The 17,057-nt window shown below is 56.5% G+C and carries 16 protein-coding genes and 1 tRNA gene; 13 read left to right on the top strand and 4 right to left on the bottom strand.

What is annotated here, in order from left to right:
- The first annotated feature begins 74 nt into the window (after positions 1-74).
- The 4 genes from M8370_RS09345 (at position 75) to M8370_RS09330 (ending at position 3,522) form a co-directional block, all read left to right on the top strand.
- Positions 75-707, top strand: coding sequence for a response regulator transcription factor (locus M8370_RS09345; RefSeq protein WP_013098693.1), 633 nt, complete (start codon positions 75-77; stop codon positions 705-707).
- The gene (locus M8370_RS09340; protein WP_062729673.1) at positions 704-2,491 is read left to right on the top strand and encodes a hybrid sensor histidine kinase/response regulator; all 1,788 of its coding nucleotides are present in this window, start codon (positions 704-706) and stop codon (positions 2,489-2,491) included. The genes M8370_RS09345 and M8370_RS09340 overlap by 4 nt, the downstream gene beginning before the upstream one ends.
- 249 nt (positions 2,492-2,740) lie before the next feature.
- Complete coding sequence (locus M8370_RS09335; RefSeq protein WP_029882966.1) at positions 2,741-3,034, top strand: type II toxin-antitoxin system TacA family antitoxin; 294 nt, start codon at positions 2,741-2,743, stop codon at positions 3,032-3,034.
- On the top strand, positions 3,031-3,522 hold the full coding sequence (locus M8370_RS09330; RefSeq protein WP_250020806.1) for a GNAT family N-acetyltransferase: 492 nt from the start codon (positions 3,031-3,033) through the stop codon (positions 3,520-3,522). Before M8370_RS09335 ends, M8370_RS09330 begins: the two co-directional genes overlap by 4 nt.
- A gap of 266 nt (positions 3,523-3,788) precedes the next feature.
- On the opposite strand, the gene M8370_RS09325 is transcribed toward M8370_RS09330, so the two are convergent.
- Together M8370_RS09325 and M8370_RS09320 are read right to left on the bottom strand one after the other, a co-directional pair.
- Positions 3,789-3,864 (bottom strand) — tRNA-Phe (locus M8370_RS09325).
- 95 nt (positions 3,865-3,959) lie between these two features.
- Complete coding sequence (locus M8370_RS09320) at positions 3,960-4,673, bottom strand: DUF554 domain-containing protein (RefSeq protein WP_013098689.1); 714 nt, start codon at positions 4,671-4,673, stop codon at positions 3,960-3,962.
- 182 nt (positions 4,674-4,855) lie between these two features.
- Here M8370_RS09320 and M8370_RS09315 point away from each other — a divergent pair, with 182 nt between their 5' ends.
- A complete protein-coding gene (locus M8370_RS09315; RefSeq protein ID WP_250020804.1) occupies positions 4,856-6,991 on the top strand; it encodes an ornithine decarboxylase in 2,136 nt (711 codons plus the stop codon).
- Positions 6,992-7,079: 88 nt separating this feature from the next.
- Here M8370_RS09315 and M8370_RS09310 read toward each other — a convergent pair whose 3' ends face one another.
- On the bottom strand, positions 7,080-7,772 hold the full coding sequence (locus M8370_RS09310; protein ID WP_038983516.1) for a response regulator: 693 nt from the start codon (positions 7,770-7,772) through the stop codon (positions 7,080-7,082).
- Positions 7,762-9,399: an ATP-binding protein gene (locus M8370_RS09305; protein ID WP_250020802.1), complete on the bottom strand. Its 1,638-nt coding sequence runs from the start codon at positions 9,397-9,399 to the stop codon at positions 7,762-7,764. Before M8370_RS09305 ends, M8370_RS09310 begins: the two co-directional genes overlap by 11 nt.
- 344 nt (positions 9,400-9,743) lie before the next feature.
- Here M8370_RS09305 and M8370_RS09300 point away from each other — a divergent pair, with 344 nt between their 5' ends.
- The 8 genes from M8370_RS09300 to citG are packed head-to-tail and all read left to right on the top strand — an operon-like array spanning position 9,744 to position 17,052.
- Positions 9,744-11,105, top strand: a complete 1,362-nt coding sequence (locus tag M8370_RS09300; RefSeq protein WP_013098685.1) for a 2-hydroxycarboxylate transporter family protein — start codon at positions 9,744-9,746, stop codon at positions 11,103-11,105.
- 17 nt (positions 11,106-11,122) lie between these two features.
- A complete protein-coding gene (locus tag M8370_RS09295; protein WP_023621451.1) occupies positions 11,123-11,986 on the top strand; it encodes a fumarylacetoacetate hydrolase family protein in 864 nt (287 codons plus the stop codon).
- 10 nt (positions 11,987-11,996) lie between these two features.
- Positions 11,997-13,019, top strand: a complete 1,023-nt coding sequence (gene citC / locus M8370_RS09290; protein ID WP_013098683.1) for a [citrate (pro-3S)-lyase] ligase — start codon at positions 11,997-11,999, stop codon at positions 13,017-13,019.
- Between the two features lie 16 nt (positions 13,020-13,035).
- Positions 13,036-13,329, top strand: coding sequence for a citrate lyase acyl carrier protein (gene citD, locus M8370_RS09285; RefSeq protein ID WP_013098682.1), 294 nt, complete (start codon positions 13,036-13,038; stop codon positions 13,327-13,329).
- Positions 13,326-14,201, top strand: a complete 876-nt coding sequence (gene citE, locus M8370_RS09280; protein ID WP_013098681.1) for a citrate (pro-3S)-lyase subunit beta — start codon at positions 13,326-13,328, stop codon at positions 14,199-14,201. The genes citD and citE overlap by 4 nt, the downstream gene beginning before the upstream one ends.
- 10 nt (positions 14,202-14,211) lie before the next feature.
- The gene (citF, locus tag M8370_RS09275; protein ID WP_250020800.1) at positions 14,212-15,729 is read left to right on the top strand and encodes a citrate lyase subunit alpha; all 1,518 of its coding nucleotides are present in this window, start codon (positions 14,212-14,214) and stop codon (positions 15,727-15,729) included.
- Positions 15,730-15,731: 2 nt separating this feature from the next.
- A complete protein-coding gene (gene citX / locus M8370_RS09270) occupies positions 15,732-16,271 on the top strand; it encodes a citrate lyase holo-[acyl-carrier protein] synthase (protein WP_095908229.1) in 540 nt (179 codons plus the stop codon).
- Entirely contained in the window at positions 16,249-17,052 is an 804-nt protein-coding gene (citG, locus tag M8370_RS09265) for a triphosphoribosyl-dephospho-CoA synthase CitG (RefSeq protein ID WP_023621453.1), read from the top strand. The genes citX and citG overlap by 23 nt, the downstream gene beginning before the upstream one ends.
- Positions 17,053-17,057: the final 5 nt, after the last annotated feature.

Below are 17,057 nucleotides of genomic sequence, written 5' to 3'. Positions count from 1 at the left end.
ACCCTCCTAAAGTAGGGTGGGTAGATAATAATTCATCCGTACTCTCTAATATGCGAAGGTAAAAGGAGGATCCTTTGGGGCAGAATTATGCGTTGGTCGTTGATGACCATCCATTGGTAGCAAGCGGTATCGCCAATTTTCTGATTACACATTGCCGATTTAAGCAGGCGAGTGTGGTGACGAATGAGGATGATTGCTACCGTCAAATTAGGGATAATGGCCCGCCACGTTTGCTGGTAATCGATTTTTGGCTCTCGTCCGGTACCGCGTTGAAATTACTCAAAGAAGTAAAACAACTTTACCCACAGGTAAGGCTCCTGGTGGTTAGTGGGGATGACAATAACGATATCTGGCAGAAAGTTCACGCCGCCGGGGGGCACGGTTTCGTATTGAAAAGCGAGCCACCTGAAATGTTTTCACGGGCCGTTTTTGCCCTCACTGATAATCTCACCTGGTTTCCTGAGGGAAACGAATTTTCCGTTGAGTCGAATAATGAGAAGTTAAGTAAATTTAACTTAACGCCGCGACAAATAGACGTGTTAAATATGATTATGCGTGGCCTGCCAAATAAAAGAATTGCCGCGCAACTTTCTATTTCTGAGCCTACAGTCAAAGAGCACATCAGCAATATATTGAAAAAGATAGGCGTTAACAGTCGGGTCGAAGCCATCACGCTTCTGCATGGCAAACGGGAACCGTCGGAATGAGATTTTTACAGAGCTTACAGAACGCTGGCATCTCTCCTCCCGCGCAGATCCGTTTGCTAAATAATACCTTTTTGCGGCTGGTGTTCAGTTTCAGCGCTGTCCCTTTCGTCGGTATTCCTTTCGCCATCTGGATTAATTTGCTGGGCGATGAACTCGGCCCAACCATTACCTGGATAATTATTTACCTGCTATGTGCCGTGGCGATCCGAATATTGCACCGACGCTACCAGCGCGAAGCGAAAGAGCATGATGAAGCGGACGTCCTGCGCCGCTGGCTGCCGCGTATAAATAAGATCGCTTTTATTCACGGGCTGGGGATTTCATCTCTCTATTTAATTACGCCGCAGACGCAGAACTTTGACTTTTTCCTGCTCCTCAATATCAGTATTGCCGCCATCGTTGCCGCCAATGCGACGCATCTGACGCCGGTCATCAGCACCTTTACATGCTTTTTCTTCGCCTCCTGGGGGGTACTGAATCTTGGCATTATCTGGCGGCTGGACGATCTGATGTTCATTGTGCTGATGTTGAACCTGCTGTACGGCTTCGCCATTTACCGCCATGCATTAACATCGCACGCGTTCTTTATTCAGCAGGCGCTGCTTGAGGAAAAAAGCTCACGCCTGGCAGAACAGTTTCGCCAGGCCAAAGAGGAAGCTGAGCAGGCGCTGCTGGATAAAAATCAGTTCCTGACGACCGCCAGCCACGACCTGCGCCAACCGGTACACGCCATGGGGTTTCTGATCGAAGCGATTATCCACCGAAACCGGGACGACAGCCTCACGCCCCAGCTGCTTGATCTGCAGCAGAGCGTCCGCTCGGTGCATTTGATGTTCAATTCCCTCCTTGACCTCAGCAAGATTGAATCCGGGAATGTGCTTACAGCCCCTGCCAGAGTGGACATCGGCGCGCTGCTCGACTCGGTGATCACGCTGTTTCGCGAAGAGGCCAACAGCCGTGCACTCAGGCTGCGCACCTGGCGGCCTAAACGCCGCATCTACGTGATGGGCGATCCGCTGCTGGTGCGACAATCGCTCATTAACCTTATTCAAAATGCCCTCCGCTACACGCTACAGGGCGGCGTGCTGGTCGCCATCCGACCACGTGGTGACAGGTGTATGGTGGAGGTGTGGGACACAGGTGTCGGTATTGCCGATGACGAGAAAGGTAAAATCTTCTCACCTTACTATCGCCCCGAACTGGCCTGGAAGATCGACAGTGCAGGACACGGGCTGGGTCTGGCCGTCGTTGCCCGCTGTGCCAAGCTGATGAAGGTGAAGTACGGGATGCAATCCATTGAAGGTAAAGGTTCACGCTTCTGGATGTGCTTTACCCAATATGCTGGCGAAGAGATCGCGCCGGAGATGCCACCCGCCTATGACAACATCGCCACGCCGGTACGCTATGCGCCGCTGCACGGTTCCTGTCTGGTGGTTGATGACGACCCGCTGGTGACGTCTGCCTGGGAGAGCCTGATGAGCATCTGGGGAATCAACGTGCGCTGTGCGGCCTCCGCTGAAGAAGCGTTCGCTATCATCGACGATGGCTTCACGCCGTTCGCCGTGCTGTGCGACCAGCGTCTGCGATCCGGCGAAAGCGGCTTCGACATCCTGAAAGCGCTATTTGAACGTCTGCCGGACATGAGTGGCGCGATGGTCAGCGGCGAATTTAATTCGCCGGTTCTGCTGGAGGCGGAGCAGGAAGGGTACATGGTGCTACGTAAGCCTCTGGAGCCGGCTAAACTGCATGCGTTGCTGACACAGTGGTCGGGGAGTCGTGGATAGAAGGGAGTGTAGTAGTATTGATTTTTTTGCGGGTTCCAAATTACTTACCGATTTGATTTCTTTCGAAAATTCTTTTGTTATTTATTGTGAAGTCCCAGAGAGTGAGTCTTATTTCATTTTATAAAACATAAAGGTGAATATTAATAAGTAGAAATCCTTTCGGTTCGATTCCTTTAGAATCGTTGTAATGACATCTGCGTTACGCGTGTTGTATACTTAATACCCAATGAAACACAGGAGGACAACACCATGCCAGCTGCAAACACTATGGCGATGAAACGCGAAACCCTGAACCTGCGTATCAGGCCTGCCGAGCGAGATCTTATCGATCGGGCGGCGAAAGCGAGAGGGAAAAACCGCACTGACTTTGTGCTGGAAGCAGCCCGCGCTGCTGCGGAAGAGGCACTGATCGAACAACGCATCATAATGGCCGATCCAGAGGCTTATCAGGAATTTCTGGCTCGTCTGGATCAGGCTCCAGCACCTAATGCCACACTGCGTAAAACTATGCAGACCCCTGCGCCGTGGGAGCGGGAAAAATGATCTCTGCCCCAGAGCCCCTTCACGCCGGTCATATTCTTACTCCATTTTGCTGTGGTGTGGATTCGATGGATAACTGGCTGAAGCAGCGGGCGATGAAAAATCAGGTCAGTGGTGCATCCCGTACCTTTGTCTGTTGTGGCAACGATTCTAACGTTCTGGCTTATTACTCGCTGGCATCCAGCGCGGTCATGACGAATACCGCACCCGGTCGCTTTCGTCGCAATATGCCCGATCCCATCCCGGTTGTTGTGCTGGGACGCCTGGCGGTAGATCAGTCTCTGCATGGGCAGGGCATTGGTCGGGCAATGGTACGCGACGCTGGGCTGCGGGTGATCCAGGTGGCGGAGACCATCGGCATTCGCGGAATGCTGGTTCATGCGCTGTCGGATGAAGCGCGGGAATTTTATCTGCGGGTGGGGTTTGAGCCATCGCCAATGGATCCGATGATATTGATGGTGACGTTGGGGGATTTGATGGCGAGTATTTAGCAGATATACAGAACTCTTTAGTACTGAATAAAGAGCTCTATGGCTACTATCCCAACCTCATTTCGCCCTTTATTTACCGTTCCCTTCAATCACAAAACCGACTTCACGGAACTCGCGGATAACTGCGAGCGTTTTAGGGAAGCGCCATGATCCTGTGCCGAAACGTTAAAAGCACCGCGTTGGCTAAGAACATAAAGTAGGAAGCATTGAGCTGTTAGACTGGCTCAAAAGCAAAAACCCGCCTTTTGGGCGGGTTCTTTAAATAGTGGTGCCCGGACTCGGAATCGAACCAAGGACACGGGGATTTTCAATCCCCTGCTCTACCGACTGAGCTATCCGGGCAACGGGGCGCATTAAACCCGATTCACTCTCCGCCGTCAACGAAAAATGTTGTTTTCGTTACAGGATGCACAATCTCTCACCAGTTCGTCGCAATCTTAAGCGAAAAAGTGGGTCCACAGCGCGGAAAGCGGCATGGCGAGCAGCAGGGCGGGCAGCATATTCACCACCGCGAACATCTTGATCCCGCAGATGCGCAGCCCTGTTGCCAGCAGAAGCAGACCGCCAACGGCGGTAAAATCTGCCATCATCGCGGGCGTGGTCAGCGGAAGGATCAGGGTGGCGCAGGTGGCGAGCGCCAGCTGAATCAGCAGCATTGGCACACAAATCGCGGCCACCGCGATACCGAGCGTGGTGGCAAAAATCGTAGCGGTGAAGAAATCGAGAAACGCCTTCGCGATTAAAATGCTGGGGTCACCGGTCATCCCTTCCTGCATCGAACCGAAAATCCCGGTGCCGCTGGCGCAAAAGAGAATAATGATGGCAACGTAGTTTTGAATAAACGTCTCATGGGTGCCGTGTTTGGCTTTGCCCGGACGGGCTATCAGGTTTTTCGCTTTGCTGACCGCGTTGTTAATCCCCTTTTCCAGATAACAAAACTCGCCAATCAGCGCCCCGAGCAGGGTGGCCAGCACCATCACCGGCAGGTTGGCGCATTTTATCACCAGCAGAATGCCAATCCCGAGGGAGGCCAGGCCAAAAATGGAGGGCATAGAGACGCGAATACGCTCCGGTAATCGCTGACTTAACACTGCACCGAGTACGCCGCCCAGCAATACGGCACTCGCGTTGATAAATGGCCCGATAACCACGGAAAACTCCTGTTACTTAATCATAGGTATTGCATGATTATGACATGCCAGCGCTTTTTTACGCTTAGCTTTGGGTGGTGAAGTGCATACTGATTCCTTCTTGCACCTCAAAATAAAAGGTGACATTATTGCGCGAATTTTCTCCTCCCTGTCTCACCGTTCGGTGAGGGTATATAGCGCCTATGAAAACCATGAAAATCGCCGTCAGCCGTGAGCTGGTTTCCACTGTGTCCACGCATCGCGAAAAGGTGACGCTGGATAACACTGATTTTACCGATGTGGCGGCAGTCGTCATTACGCTCGCGGAGAGTCGCAGTGGCATTCTTGCGTTGCTGAAACGCACGGGCTTTCATTTACCGGTCTATTTATTCTCGCAAGAGCCGACGGACGTGCCCGATGGCGCCACGGCTGTCATCTCGGGTAAAGCGCAGGAGTTCCTGGAACTGGAGTCTGCCGCCAGCCGTTACGAAGAGAACCTGTTACCGCCGTTTTTCGACACCCTGAGCCAGTATGTTGCAATGGGCAACAGCACTTTAGCCTGTCCGGGCCACCAGCACGGGGCGTTTTTCAAAAAACACCCGGCGGGACGACAGTTCTATGACTTCTTTGGTGAGAACGTTTTTCGCGCCGATATGTGCAATGCCGACGTGAAGCTCGGCGATCTGCTGATCCACGAAGGTTCCGCCAAGCATGCGCAAAAGTTCGCCGCGAAAGTGTTCAACGCGGATAAAACCTACTTCGTGCTGAACGGTACGTCGGCGGCCAACAAGGTGGTGACCAACGCGCTGCTGACCCGTGGCGATCTGGTGCTGTTTGATCGCAATAACCACAAATCTAACCATCACGGGGCCCTGATTCAGGCGGGCGCGACGCCGGTGTATCTGGAAGCGGCGCGTAACCCGTTTGGCTTTATCGGTGGGATTGACGAACACTGCTTTGACGACGCGTACCTGCGCAATCTGATCCGCGACGTTGCGCCGGAGAAGGCAGACGAGACCCGCCCGTTCCGCCTGGCAGTGATCCAGCTTGGCACTTACGATGGCACGATCTACAACGCCCGTCAGGTGATCGACAAGATCGGCCATCTGTGCGATTACATCCTCTTTGACTCTGCGTGGGTGGGCTACGAGCAATTTATTCCGATGATGGCGGAAACCTCCCCGCTGTTGCTGGAGCTGAACGAGAACGATCCGGGCATTTTCGTGACCCAGTCGGTGCATAAACAGCAGGCCGGGTTCTCGCAAACCTCGCAGATCCATAAAAAGGATAACCACATCCGGGGTCAGGCGCGTTTCTGTCCGCATAAACGCCTGAACAACGCATTTATGCTGCACGCCTCCACCAGCCCGTTTTATCCCCTGTTTGCGGCGCTGGATGTGAACGCAAAAATTCACGAAGGGGAGAGCGGACGCAGGCTGTGGGCGGAGTGCGTCGAGCTGGGGATTGAAGCGCGTAAGGCGATCATTGCAAATTGCCATATGATCAAACCGTTTATTCCGCCAGTGGTGGCAGGCCGTCCGTGGCAGGATCATCCAACTCAGGCCATCGCCAGCGAACGTCGCTTCTTCAGCTTTGAGCCGGGGGCCAAATGGCACGGATTTGAGGGCTATGCCCGCGATCAGTACTTTGTCGATCCGTGCAAGCTACTGCTGACCACGCCGGGCATCGATGCTGAAACCGGGGAATATACTGATTTTGGTATTCCGGCGACCATCCTTGCGCACTATCTGCGGGAAAATGGCATCGTGCCGGAGAAGTGCGATCTGAACTCGATCCTCTTCCTGCTGACGCCTGCCGAAAGCAGCGAGAAGCTGGCGCAGCTGGTGGCGATGCTTGGCCAGTTTGAACAGCATATTGAAGACGATACGCCGCTGGCGGACGTGTTGCCGACCATCTATCAGAAATACCCGGTACGCTACCGGGATTACACACTCCGCCAGCTGTGTCAGGAGATGCACGATCTCTACGTCAGTTTTGATGTGAAAGATCTGCAGAAGGCGATGTTCCGCAAGGAGAGCCTGCCCGCGGTGGTGATGAATCCGCAGGATGCCAATCAGGCGTACATTCGCGGGAACGTAGAGCTGGTGCGCATCCGTGATGCGCAAGGGCGCATTGCTGCTGAAGGCGCGCTGCCGTATCCGCCTGGCGTTCTGTGCGTGGTGCCGGGAGAAGTCTGGGGCGGGGCGGTGCAGCGTTACTTCCTGGCGCTGGAAGAGGGGATTAACCTGCTGCCGGGCTTCTCGCCGGAGCTGCAGGGCGTTTACAGCGAAAAGGATGCCGACGGGATTAAGCGGCTTTATGGGTATGTATTAAAGTAGACCTTGTCTCTGACGCAGGCCGGGTAAGCGTTACCGCCACCCGGCGATTTGCCCGGTGGCGCAAGCTTACCGGGCCTACAATACTGCGTCAGGCTTCTGCGCGGCGGTACATCCTCCGCGGATGCCCAATCTTGCCGTACAGCATCTCCACCGTCAGAAAACCTGCCTCCACGCAGTGCTCCAGATAGCGCCGGGTGGTGGTTTTACTCAGCCCCGTTTCACTCACCACCTCATCCACCGTAAAACAGTGCGTCGCCTTGTCGTTAAACAGCGCCTGCACCCGCGCCAGCGTATTTTCCTCAATACCTTTGCTGCCGTTGTCCTGGCGGTAGTTTTTCGCCTGTAGCTGGTATAAAGAATCGACGTTCTGCTGGTCAACAATCTTCCAGACCCGCTGTTGCTCAGCAAACTGCACAAAACGCTCCAGCGACTGGCTGAGCCGCTTCCAGGAAACCGGCTTCAGGATGTAATCAAACGCCCCGTTACGAATGGCCTGGCTGCAGGTGTCCATATCGCTGGCGGCGGTGATGAAAATCACTGAACAGTTGGCGCGGGCGAGCATCGGGTTACTGATAAGGGTGATGCCTTTCCCGTCCGGCAGGTAGTTATCCAGCAGCATCAGCTGCGGCTGTTTACTTTCAAGCTCAACCTGCGCTTGCGCCAGCGACGAGGCAATCCCCACCAGTCTAAGACGCGGATGTTTGCCGATCAGCTCTGCGTGCAGTTGCGCCAGTTCGTTCTCGTCTTCAACTATCAGTACGTCGATAAGTTCATGTTGCATAATCGGTATCTTCCTGTTCCTGTGCGGGATGCCGGGCGGTTCCCGTGGCGGGGATAAACAGTGAGAAAATCGCCCCCCGCGGCGTATTATCGGCAACCTCAATTGCACCGCCAGCCTGTGTGACATAGCTTTCGATCAGATACAAACCAATGCCGTGATCGCCGCGCGTTTTGGTGGTGATGCCGCGCTCAAATATCCTGTCACGGATCTCCGGTTTAATGCCCACGCCCTGATCGGCCACTTCGATGATGAGTTCTTGATCGCTCAGTTTTATCAGCACTTCCACAGGTGCATGCGGAAGCGGCGAGCGCTGGGTCGCTTCAATGGCGTTATCCAGTAGGTTGCCAATGATAGAAATCAGCGCCTCTTCAGGCAGCGCGAGGAACGGTCTGTCCAGACGACAGATCGGGTCGAAGTTCAGCTCGACGCCTTTCTCCCGCGCCCGCGCGGCTTTCCCCAGCAGCAGGCCGCACAGTGTCGGGGAGCTGAAGCGCGAAGAGATAAAGTCCAGCAGCTCCTGAGCGTGTTCCGACTGCGCCTGAATGTAGCCAATCGCCTCCTCGTAGCGGCCCATATGCAGCAGGCCGGAGAGAGTGGTCATCCGGTTTAGCTGCTCGTGACGCATAATGCGCAGGTTATCGACATAGCGTTTGACCTGGCTGAGCTGGGCGCTGAGCGAGTCGATCTCGTTGCGATCGCGGAAGGTGATCACCCAGCCCTGCAGAGAGTTCTCAAGCATGATGCGCACCCGGCTGGCGATCACCGTGAGATCGTTAAAGCGGCAAATCTCGTCATGGGTATCTTTGGCGAGCATCGTTTGTGTTTCGAAGAACGGAACAGGAGCGATTACTTCGCTTATCAGCTGTCCGCGCAGTTCCCGGACCGGCTGGCTCAGGCCCAGCAGTTTGCGTGCCGCCTGGTTAATCACTTCTATTCGCCGTTCATCGTCAATGGCGATCACCCCTTCATAAATGGATTCCATCATCGCCTTCTGCTGGCGCACCAGCAGACCAATCTCTCGCGGCTCCAGGGAGAAAATCTGCTTCTTGATACTGCGGGTAAAGAACCAGGAGAAGATAAAGAGGGCAAGCAGTAACAGTACGGCGGCGATCAGGATGTTAACCACTTTACTGACGGTGATGGTTTCAAGATAGCTGGTGAGATAGCCTACCGAGACAATTCCCACCACCTGACCGGCATCGTTAAAAATGGGCGCTTTGCTGCGCAGCGAAATGCCTAATCCTCCCTTGCGGATGGTGGTGGTGCTTTTACCGCGCAGGACCTCTTCGTTGTCTCCGCCGACCAGCGTATGGCCCACTCTGTCCGCAAAAACGGAATGAAACAGATGCAGCCCTTTGTTATCGCCAATCACAATAAAACTGGCATCACTGTGGGTGGCTATTTTCTGCATAAAATCGTGAATGGCGTTGATATCTTTTTGTTCGACCTCTTTTCGTAATGACGGAATAAGTGCGATCTCTTCCGCTTGTATTTTTGCGCGTGCGCTCATTTCCTGATAAAGCTGTCGGCTAACGTCGACATAATAATATCCGCCCAGCAAAGCAAAAAGCACTGAGAAAAAGACAACCAGCGAAACAAACAGCTTAATCTGAAACGATACTTTCATAACAATCACGCGTGGTATCAACGAAGTCTGTCAATATATCATCTTTTTTCGCGTGGATACCCGCTTTGCCGAAAACTTGTGATCCCTTGCACAGCAAGGCCTGCAAAAGAATTATCTGAAAGGGTTTTCCCTTAAACACGACCGTGTAAATGTTATTTGTTTGTTCGGTTTAGAAAAGAAACCATAAAAACCACGGCAATAAATAAGGGGCAAATCACATTAAATAAAAGAAACCATTAAAACCATAGTCGCCATTAAAACTTCGCTTTTAATATGCCATTCCTCACATAAAGTAAGCCTTTGTGACTCTAAGCTGAACGCACAAAATAACTAAGGGGCTTATTATGAGCACAACTGACGATTCTTTCTCTGTTACCCACGACCCGATTGATATTCAGCGGCCATCGCTCAAAGAGCGCTGGTGGCATATTATGGATACCTGGAAAATCGGGATTATTCCTCTGCCGCTGTTTGTCCTGGCGGGCGCGCTGATTGCCATTGATTGTCTGGGCGGAAAACTGCCAAGCGATATCGTGGTGATGGTGGCGACGCTGGCGTTCTTCGGCTTTGCCTGCGGTGAGTTCGGCAAACGCCTGCCGATTGTCGGCAAGCTCGGCGCGGCGGCGATTTGCGCCACCTTCATCCCCTCCGCGCTGGTCTATTACGGCCTGTTGCCGGATGTGGTAGTGGAATCCACCACTAAGTTCTATAAATCCACCAACATTCTTTATCTCTACATCTGCTGCATTATTGTCGGCAGCATCATGAGCATGAACCGCACCGTGCTGATTCAGGGCTTCCTGCGCATCTTCTTCCCGATGCTGTGCGGCGAGATCGTCGGCATGCTGGTGGGGATGGGCGTGGGTCTGGCGCTGGGTCTTGAGCCGTTCCAGATCTTCTTCTTTATCATTCTGCCGATTATGGCAGGCGGCGTGGGCGAAGGGGCTATCCCGCTCTCCATCGGCTATGCCACCCTGCTGCACATGGATCAGGGCGTGGCGCTCGGTCGCGTGCTGCCGATGGTCATGCTCGGCGGGCTGACCGCTATCATCATCTCCGGCTGTCTGAACCAGCTGGGCAAGCGTTATCCACACCTGACCGGTGAAGGTCAGCTGATGCCGAACCGCGCGAATGCCGATGCCACCGTTTCTCAACCGGCGTTCTCTGGCAAAGCGGACGTCACCACCATCGCCTCCGGTGCGTTGCTGGCGGTGCTGCTCTACATGCTGGGCATGCTCGGCCACAAGCTGATTGGTCTGCCTGCGCCGGTTGGCATGCTGTTTATGGCGGTGCTGGTGAAGCTCTGCAACGGTGCCTCTCCGCGTCTGCTGGAAGGCTCTCAGGTGGTGTACAAATTCTTCCAGACCTCGGTGACCTATCCCATCCTCTTCGCGGTCGGTGTGGCGATCACCCCATGGCATGAACTGGTCGCGGCCTTCACGCTGACTAACCTGCTGGTGATTATCAGCACCGTCTCTTCGCTAGTGGCGACCGGCTTCTTCGTCGGCAAAAAGATTGGTATGCACCCGATTGATGTCGCCATCGTCTCCTGCTGCCAGAGTGGCCAGGGCGGTACCGGTGACGTGGCGATCCTGACCGCAGGCAACCGTATGAGCCTGATGCCCTTCGCCCAGATTGCTACCCGTATCGGCGGCGCGATTAACGTCTCTATCTCACTGCTGATTCTGGGCAACTTCCTCGTTTAAGTTTTCAGGAAAGAACAATGAAACTCGCAAGCTTTTTATACCAGGGAAAACGCAGCTACGGCATCGTCCAGGCCGAAGGTGTGATTGATTTAGGTCGCCGTCTCGGCGACCGCTACAGCGACCTCAAAGCGCTGCTGCAGGGCAACGGGCTGGCGCAGGCCACCCGTTACCTGAACGATGCCGTGGACGTGCCGATGAGCGCCATCACCTTCTTACCGGTGATTGAGCAGCCGGAAAAAATCCTCTGCGTGGGCATGAACTACGCCGACAAGCGCAAGGAGTTTGACCAGCACAACCCGGCACCGACGCTGTTCGTGCGCTTCCCGGATTCGCAGACCGGCCACAACGAGCCGGTGCTGAAGCCGCGTCACTCCAGCGAATTCGACTACGAAGGCGAGCTGGCGGTGATCATCGGCAAGGGCGGGGAAAACATCAGCCGTGACGAGGCGCTGCGCCACGTGGCGGGCTACAGCTGCTACATGGACGGCTCCGCCCGCGACTGGCAGCACACCTGGTTTACTGCCGGTAAGAACTGGCGTCAGACCGGCGCGTTTGGCCCGTGGATGGCAACGGCCGATGAGATCCCGGACCCGCACAGGCTGGCGATCCGCACCTGGCTGAATGGCCGCATGGTGCAGGAAGATAACACCAGCAGCATGATCCACAAGGTTGCGGAGCTGATCGAGTACATCAGCACCTTTACCCGCTTAAGTCCGGGCGATGTGATCATCACCGGCTCCCCGGGCGGGGTGGGTAAAAAGCGTAATCCGCCGCTGTTTATGAAAGAGGGGGATCGCATTGAAGTGGAGATCGAGCATATCGGTCATCTGAGCAACGTGATTGTGGAAGCGCCAGCCACCGGGCTTGCGGCGGCACACTGAGAAAGGCGGCATGAACAGTCAACCCATCGATTTTCGCCACACGCTGGTGGCGAAACACCCGGAACGCTTAAGCCAGATCCGTTATCTGCTGGCAGACAGCGGCCTTGGCCTGGACAACGACATCACGCTGTTTGTCGAAGCCTGGTCCGGCGCGCAACTGGTGGGTTGCGCCGGTCTTGCCGCCAACGTCATCAAGTGTGTGGCCGTGAACGAGCAGCTTCGCGGCGAGAACCTCAGCGCGCGCCTGCTGGCGGAGGTGCAGAATGCGGCGCTGGAGCGCGGTCATTTTCACCTCTTCCTCTGCACGCGACCGTGCAATAAGGAGCGCTTTGCGCGTAGCGGCTTCTGGCCGATTGCCCAGAGCGGCAACAACGCCGTGCTGATGGAGAACACTCCGCAGGGGATCGAGCGTTACTGCCGTTCCCTGGGCAGGATGCGCAAGGGCGGGGAGAAGACTGGCGCGATAGTGATGAACGCCAACCCGTTCACCCTCGGCCACCGTCATCTGGTGGAGCAGGCGGCGATGCAGTGTGATGCCCTGCACCTGTTTGTGGTGCGTGAAGATGCCTCGTTCTTTCCGTTCAGCGCGCGCCTCGGAATGGTGCGTGCGGGCGTCGCGCATCTGCCAAATGTGACTGTGCACGAAGGCTCGCAGTACATCATCTCCCGCGCCACCTTCCCGGCCTACTTTTTGAAAGAGACCGGCAAAGTGCAGCAGGCGTGGAGCGAAATCGACGTGCTGATCTTCCGCGACTTTATCGCACCGGCGCTGGGCATTACCCATCGTTTTATCGGCTCCGAGCCGTTTTGCGATATCACCCGTCAGTACAACCAGACGCTGCACGCCTTGCTGAGCCCGCAGATTGAGGTGGTGGAAATGCCGCGCATCAAGGCCACCGGCAATGCCATTTCAGCGTCCGAAGTGCGCCGCTTGCTCAAGACTCAGCAGTTTTCCCGGATCCGGGAGATTGTCCCGGACTCCACCTTCGCGCACCTCGAAACACACTACCGTGCGAGTGCCGAAGTCGCTTAACTACCAGGAATTTATCATGAAAATTGTAAGGGAGGCGCTGGCCGGAACGCAGGAGTCCAGCGACCTGATGGTGAAAATTGCTCCCGCTCACGGCGAGCTGGAGATAGTCATCCACAGTGAAGTGATTAAGCAGTTTGGCGAGCAAATTCGCCAGGTGGTCAACGAGACATTGCGCGCCATGAACGTGCACCAGGGACTTATCATTATTGAAGACAAAGGGGCGCTGGACTGTGTGATCCGCGCCCGCCTGCAAAGTGCGCTTCTGCGTGCTGCCGATGAACAGGCCATTAACTGGGGGGCGCTGAAATGAGCAAACTCCGCCGCAGTATGTTGTTCCTGCCGGGCGCCAACGCCGCCATGCTTTCAACCGCGTTTATCTACCGTCCAGACTCCATCATGTTTGATCTTGAAGATGCCGTTGCTCTGCGCGAGAAAGACACCGCGCGAATGCTGGTGTTCCACGCCCTGCAGCACCCGATGTATCAGGACATCGAAACCGTGGTGCGCATTAACCCGCTGAGCACGCCGTTTGGCTTGCTGGATCTGGAAGCCGCCGTGCGTGCCGGCGTGGACGTGATCCGCCTGCCGAAAACCGACACCCCGGACGACATCTACGAGCTGGAAGGCCACCTTGAGCGTATCGAGCAGGAGTGCGGGCGCGAGGTTGGTTCTACCCGCGTGATGGCGGCGATTGAATCGGCCATTGGCGTCATCAACGCCGTGGCGATTGCCCGCAGCTCGCCGCGCTTGATTGGTATTGCACTGGCGGCTTTTGACTACGTGATGGACATGCAGACCGAGCGCGGCGACGGCACCGAGCTGTTCTACGCCCGCTGCGCCGTGCTGCACGCCGCCCGCGCGGCAGGCATCGACGCCTTCGACGTGGTGTGGTCAGACGTTAACGATGAGGCCGGATTCCTGCGCGAGGTCGATCTGATCCGCAAGATGGGCTTTAACGGCAAATCGCTGATCAACCCGCGCCAGATAGACCTGCTGCATAACGCCTACGCGCCGACCCAGGAAGAGGTGGATCACGCCCTGCGGGTGATTGAAGCGGCAGAAGAGGGCGAACGTAACGGCCTTGGCGTGGTGTCGCTCAACGGCAAGATGGTGGATGCACCGATTATTAACCACGCGCAGGTGGTGCTCGAACGCGCGGCGGCCTCCGGCGTGCGTCGGTAAGGATGACACAATGAACCAGACAGAACTTCTCCATGTGAATTTTCCCCATCTGCGGGAGTTAAAACCGTTTGATACCGCCCACAGCGCCACGCCGTGGCTGGCGGACAGCGACGCGAAACACAGCCGCAAACTCTGCGCCTCCATTGAAGAGGCGGTGAGGCGTAGCGGCCTGAAGGACGGAATGACCATCTCCTTCCACCACGCGTTTCGTGAAGGCGACCGGGTGATCAACACCGTCGTGGCGCTGCTGGCGCGGATGGGCTTCAAAAACCTGACCCTCGCCTCCAGCTCGCTGATGACCTGCAACGACGCGCTGATCGAGCATGTTGCAAGCGGGGTGATCGCCCGGATCTACACCTCCGGCATGCGTGGCAAGCTGGCGGATGCCATCTCCCACGGGCTGATGGACGAGCCGGTACAAATTCACTCTCACGGCGGGCGCGTAAAGCTGCTGCAGGACGGTGAGCTTAACATTGACGTGGCGTTTCTTGGCGTGCCGTGCAGCGATGAGTTTGGTAACGCCAACGGCACGCACGGGAAATCATGCTGCGGCTCGCTGGGCTACGCGATGGTGGACGCCCATTTTGCCCGCAAGGTGGTGCTGCTGACGGAAGCGCTGGTGCCGTTCCCCAATATGCCTGCCAGCCTGGTGCAGGATCAGGTGGACTACATCGTGCAGGTGGAGAGCGTGGGCGATCCGGCAAAAATCAGCGTCGGCGCGGCGCGCGTCACCAGTAACCCGCGCGAGCTGATGATTGCCCGATATGCGGCGGATGTGATTGAGCACTCCGGCTATTTTAAACCGGGCTTCTCGATGCAGACCGGCTCCGGCGCGGCGGCCACCGCCTGCACCCGCTTTATGGAAGAGAAGATGGAGCGCAGCGGCGTGAAGGCACGCTTTGCGCTGGGTGGCATCACCGGCAGCCTGGTGGATCTGCACGAGAAGGGGCTGATTGAAAAGCTGCTCGATACCCAATGCTTCGACGGCCAGGCGGCGGCCTCGCTGGCGCGCAACCCGAACCACGTGGAGATCTCCACTAACGTCTACGCCAACCCCGGCAGTAAGGCGGCAAGCTGCGACCAGCTGGACGTAGTGATCCTCAGCGCGCTGGAGATTGACGTCGATTTCAACGTTAACGTCATTACCGGCTCCGATGGCGTGATGCGCGGCGCGTCCGGCGGGCACTGCGACGTGGCCGCCGCGGCGAACCTGACCATCGTCGTTGCGCCGCTGCTGCGTAGCCGCATTCCGACGGTGGTGAAGCGCGTTACCACACGCCTCACGCCGGGCGAAAGCATCGACGTGCTGGTCACCGATCACGGCATTGCGGTCAACCCGGCGCGCCCGGAGATCCGCGAACGCCTCATGGAAGCAGGGCTGAAGGTTGTGGATATCAACGCCCTCTATGAGCGGGCGATTTCGCTGACAGGCCTACCGAAACCGATTGAGTTCACAGACAAAATTGTCGGGGTGATCCGCTACCGCGACGGCAGCGTGATCGACACCGTTCGACAGGTAAAGGAGTGAATATGACCATTGCGACACCCGTGCGGGCGGGTGTCAGCCTGGACGGGCTGCTGGCGGCGAAAGAGCGCCGCGCAGCCCGTCAGGCTGACTGGCTTACGCACTATCAACAACCGGTGATCTCCCTCACGCTGGTAACACCCGGGGAGATCAAAGACAGCCTGCGCTATCGCAACACCATGGGCGTGGCGTTACAAATGTGCGACCAGCTATTGTGGGAAAACCGCTGGCAGGTGCTGGACCGCCAGGTGCTGTGGCTCCCGACCGGGCCCGAAGCGCTGTGGTGTGTGGCCCATCCCGCGGCAGAAATCAAAGCCCACTGTGCGGAGCTGGAGCAGACGCACCCGCTTGGCAGGCTGTGGGATCTGGATGTGATTTGCCCTGAAAACGGCCACGTTGGACGTCAGTCGCTGGGCTCCCATCTCAGACGCTGCCTGATTTGTGATGAACCGGCCCACGCCTGTTCCCGTTCGCGCAAACATCCTGTGGAGCAGGTGGTGGCGCGCGTGGAGAAGATGATCGATGACTGGTTTGCTCGCGACTAAACCGCGCCCGCTTGACGTCCCCGCGCTTGCCGCAGAGGCGCTGTGGCAGGAGCTGGCGCTGACACCGAAACCGGGGCTGGTGGACAGGCTCAATAACGGCTCCCATCGCGATATGGATCACGCGCTGTTTGTCCGCAGCATTATGGCGATTACGCCGTGGTTTTCGCGCTTTGCTGAGTTGGGTAACACGCATGCCGATAAACCCGCAGGCGAACAGTTACGGCTCCTCCGCCCGATGGGGATGGCCTGTGAGCAGGCGATGTATGCCGCGACGAACGGGGTGAACACGCACAAAGGGGGCATTTTTGCCCTTGGTTTACTCTGCTTCGCCGCCGGGCGTGTGAAAAATATCTCCGCAGAAAGCCTCTGTTGTGAGGTGAGTAACATCTGCCACGGGCTGGTTTCGCGGGAGCTGGCCGAACGCAGCGGGCAGGCGACGGCGGGGGAGCGGCAGTTCCGGCAGTACGGCTTAACCGGCGCGCGCGGCGAGGCGGAGAGTGGTTTTGCGACGGTGCGTAAAGCGCTGGCGCAGTGGAACGGACATTCACTTCACGGCCTGCTGTTACGCCTGATGGCAATCAATCAGGACAGCAATCTGGTGTCGCGCGGCGGCATTGAGGGGCTGGGCTACGTTCAGGACTATGCGCGGGAACTGCTGGCTGACGGCTGGGATGGTGAAGCGTTGCGTAGAATGGATAACGCATTAATTGAACGCAACCTGAGCCCGGGCGGCAGCGCGGATTTGCTGTCGGTGGGGTGGGTGCTTGCTGCAATAAAATAGCCGGG

Source organism: Enterobacter cloacae complex sp. OE43NF (assembly GCF_023544405.1).
In the GTDB taxonomy this organism is placed as follows: Bacteria; Pseudomonadota; Gammaproteobacteria; order Enterobacterales; family Enterobacteriaceae; genus Enterobacter; species Enterobacter cloacae.
Note: the sequence above shows the minus strand (reverse complement) of the source record. Positions and strands in the feature narration are given on the sequence as shown.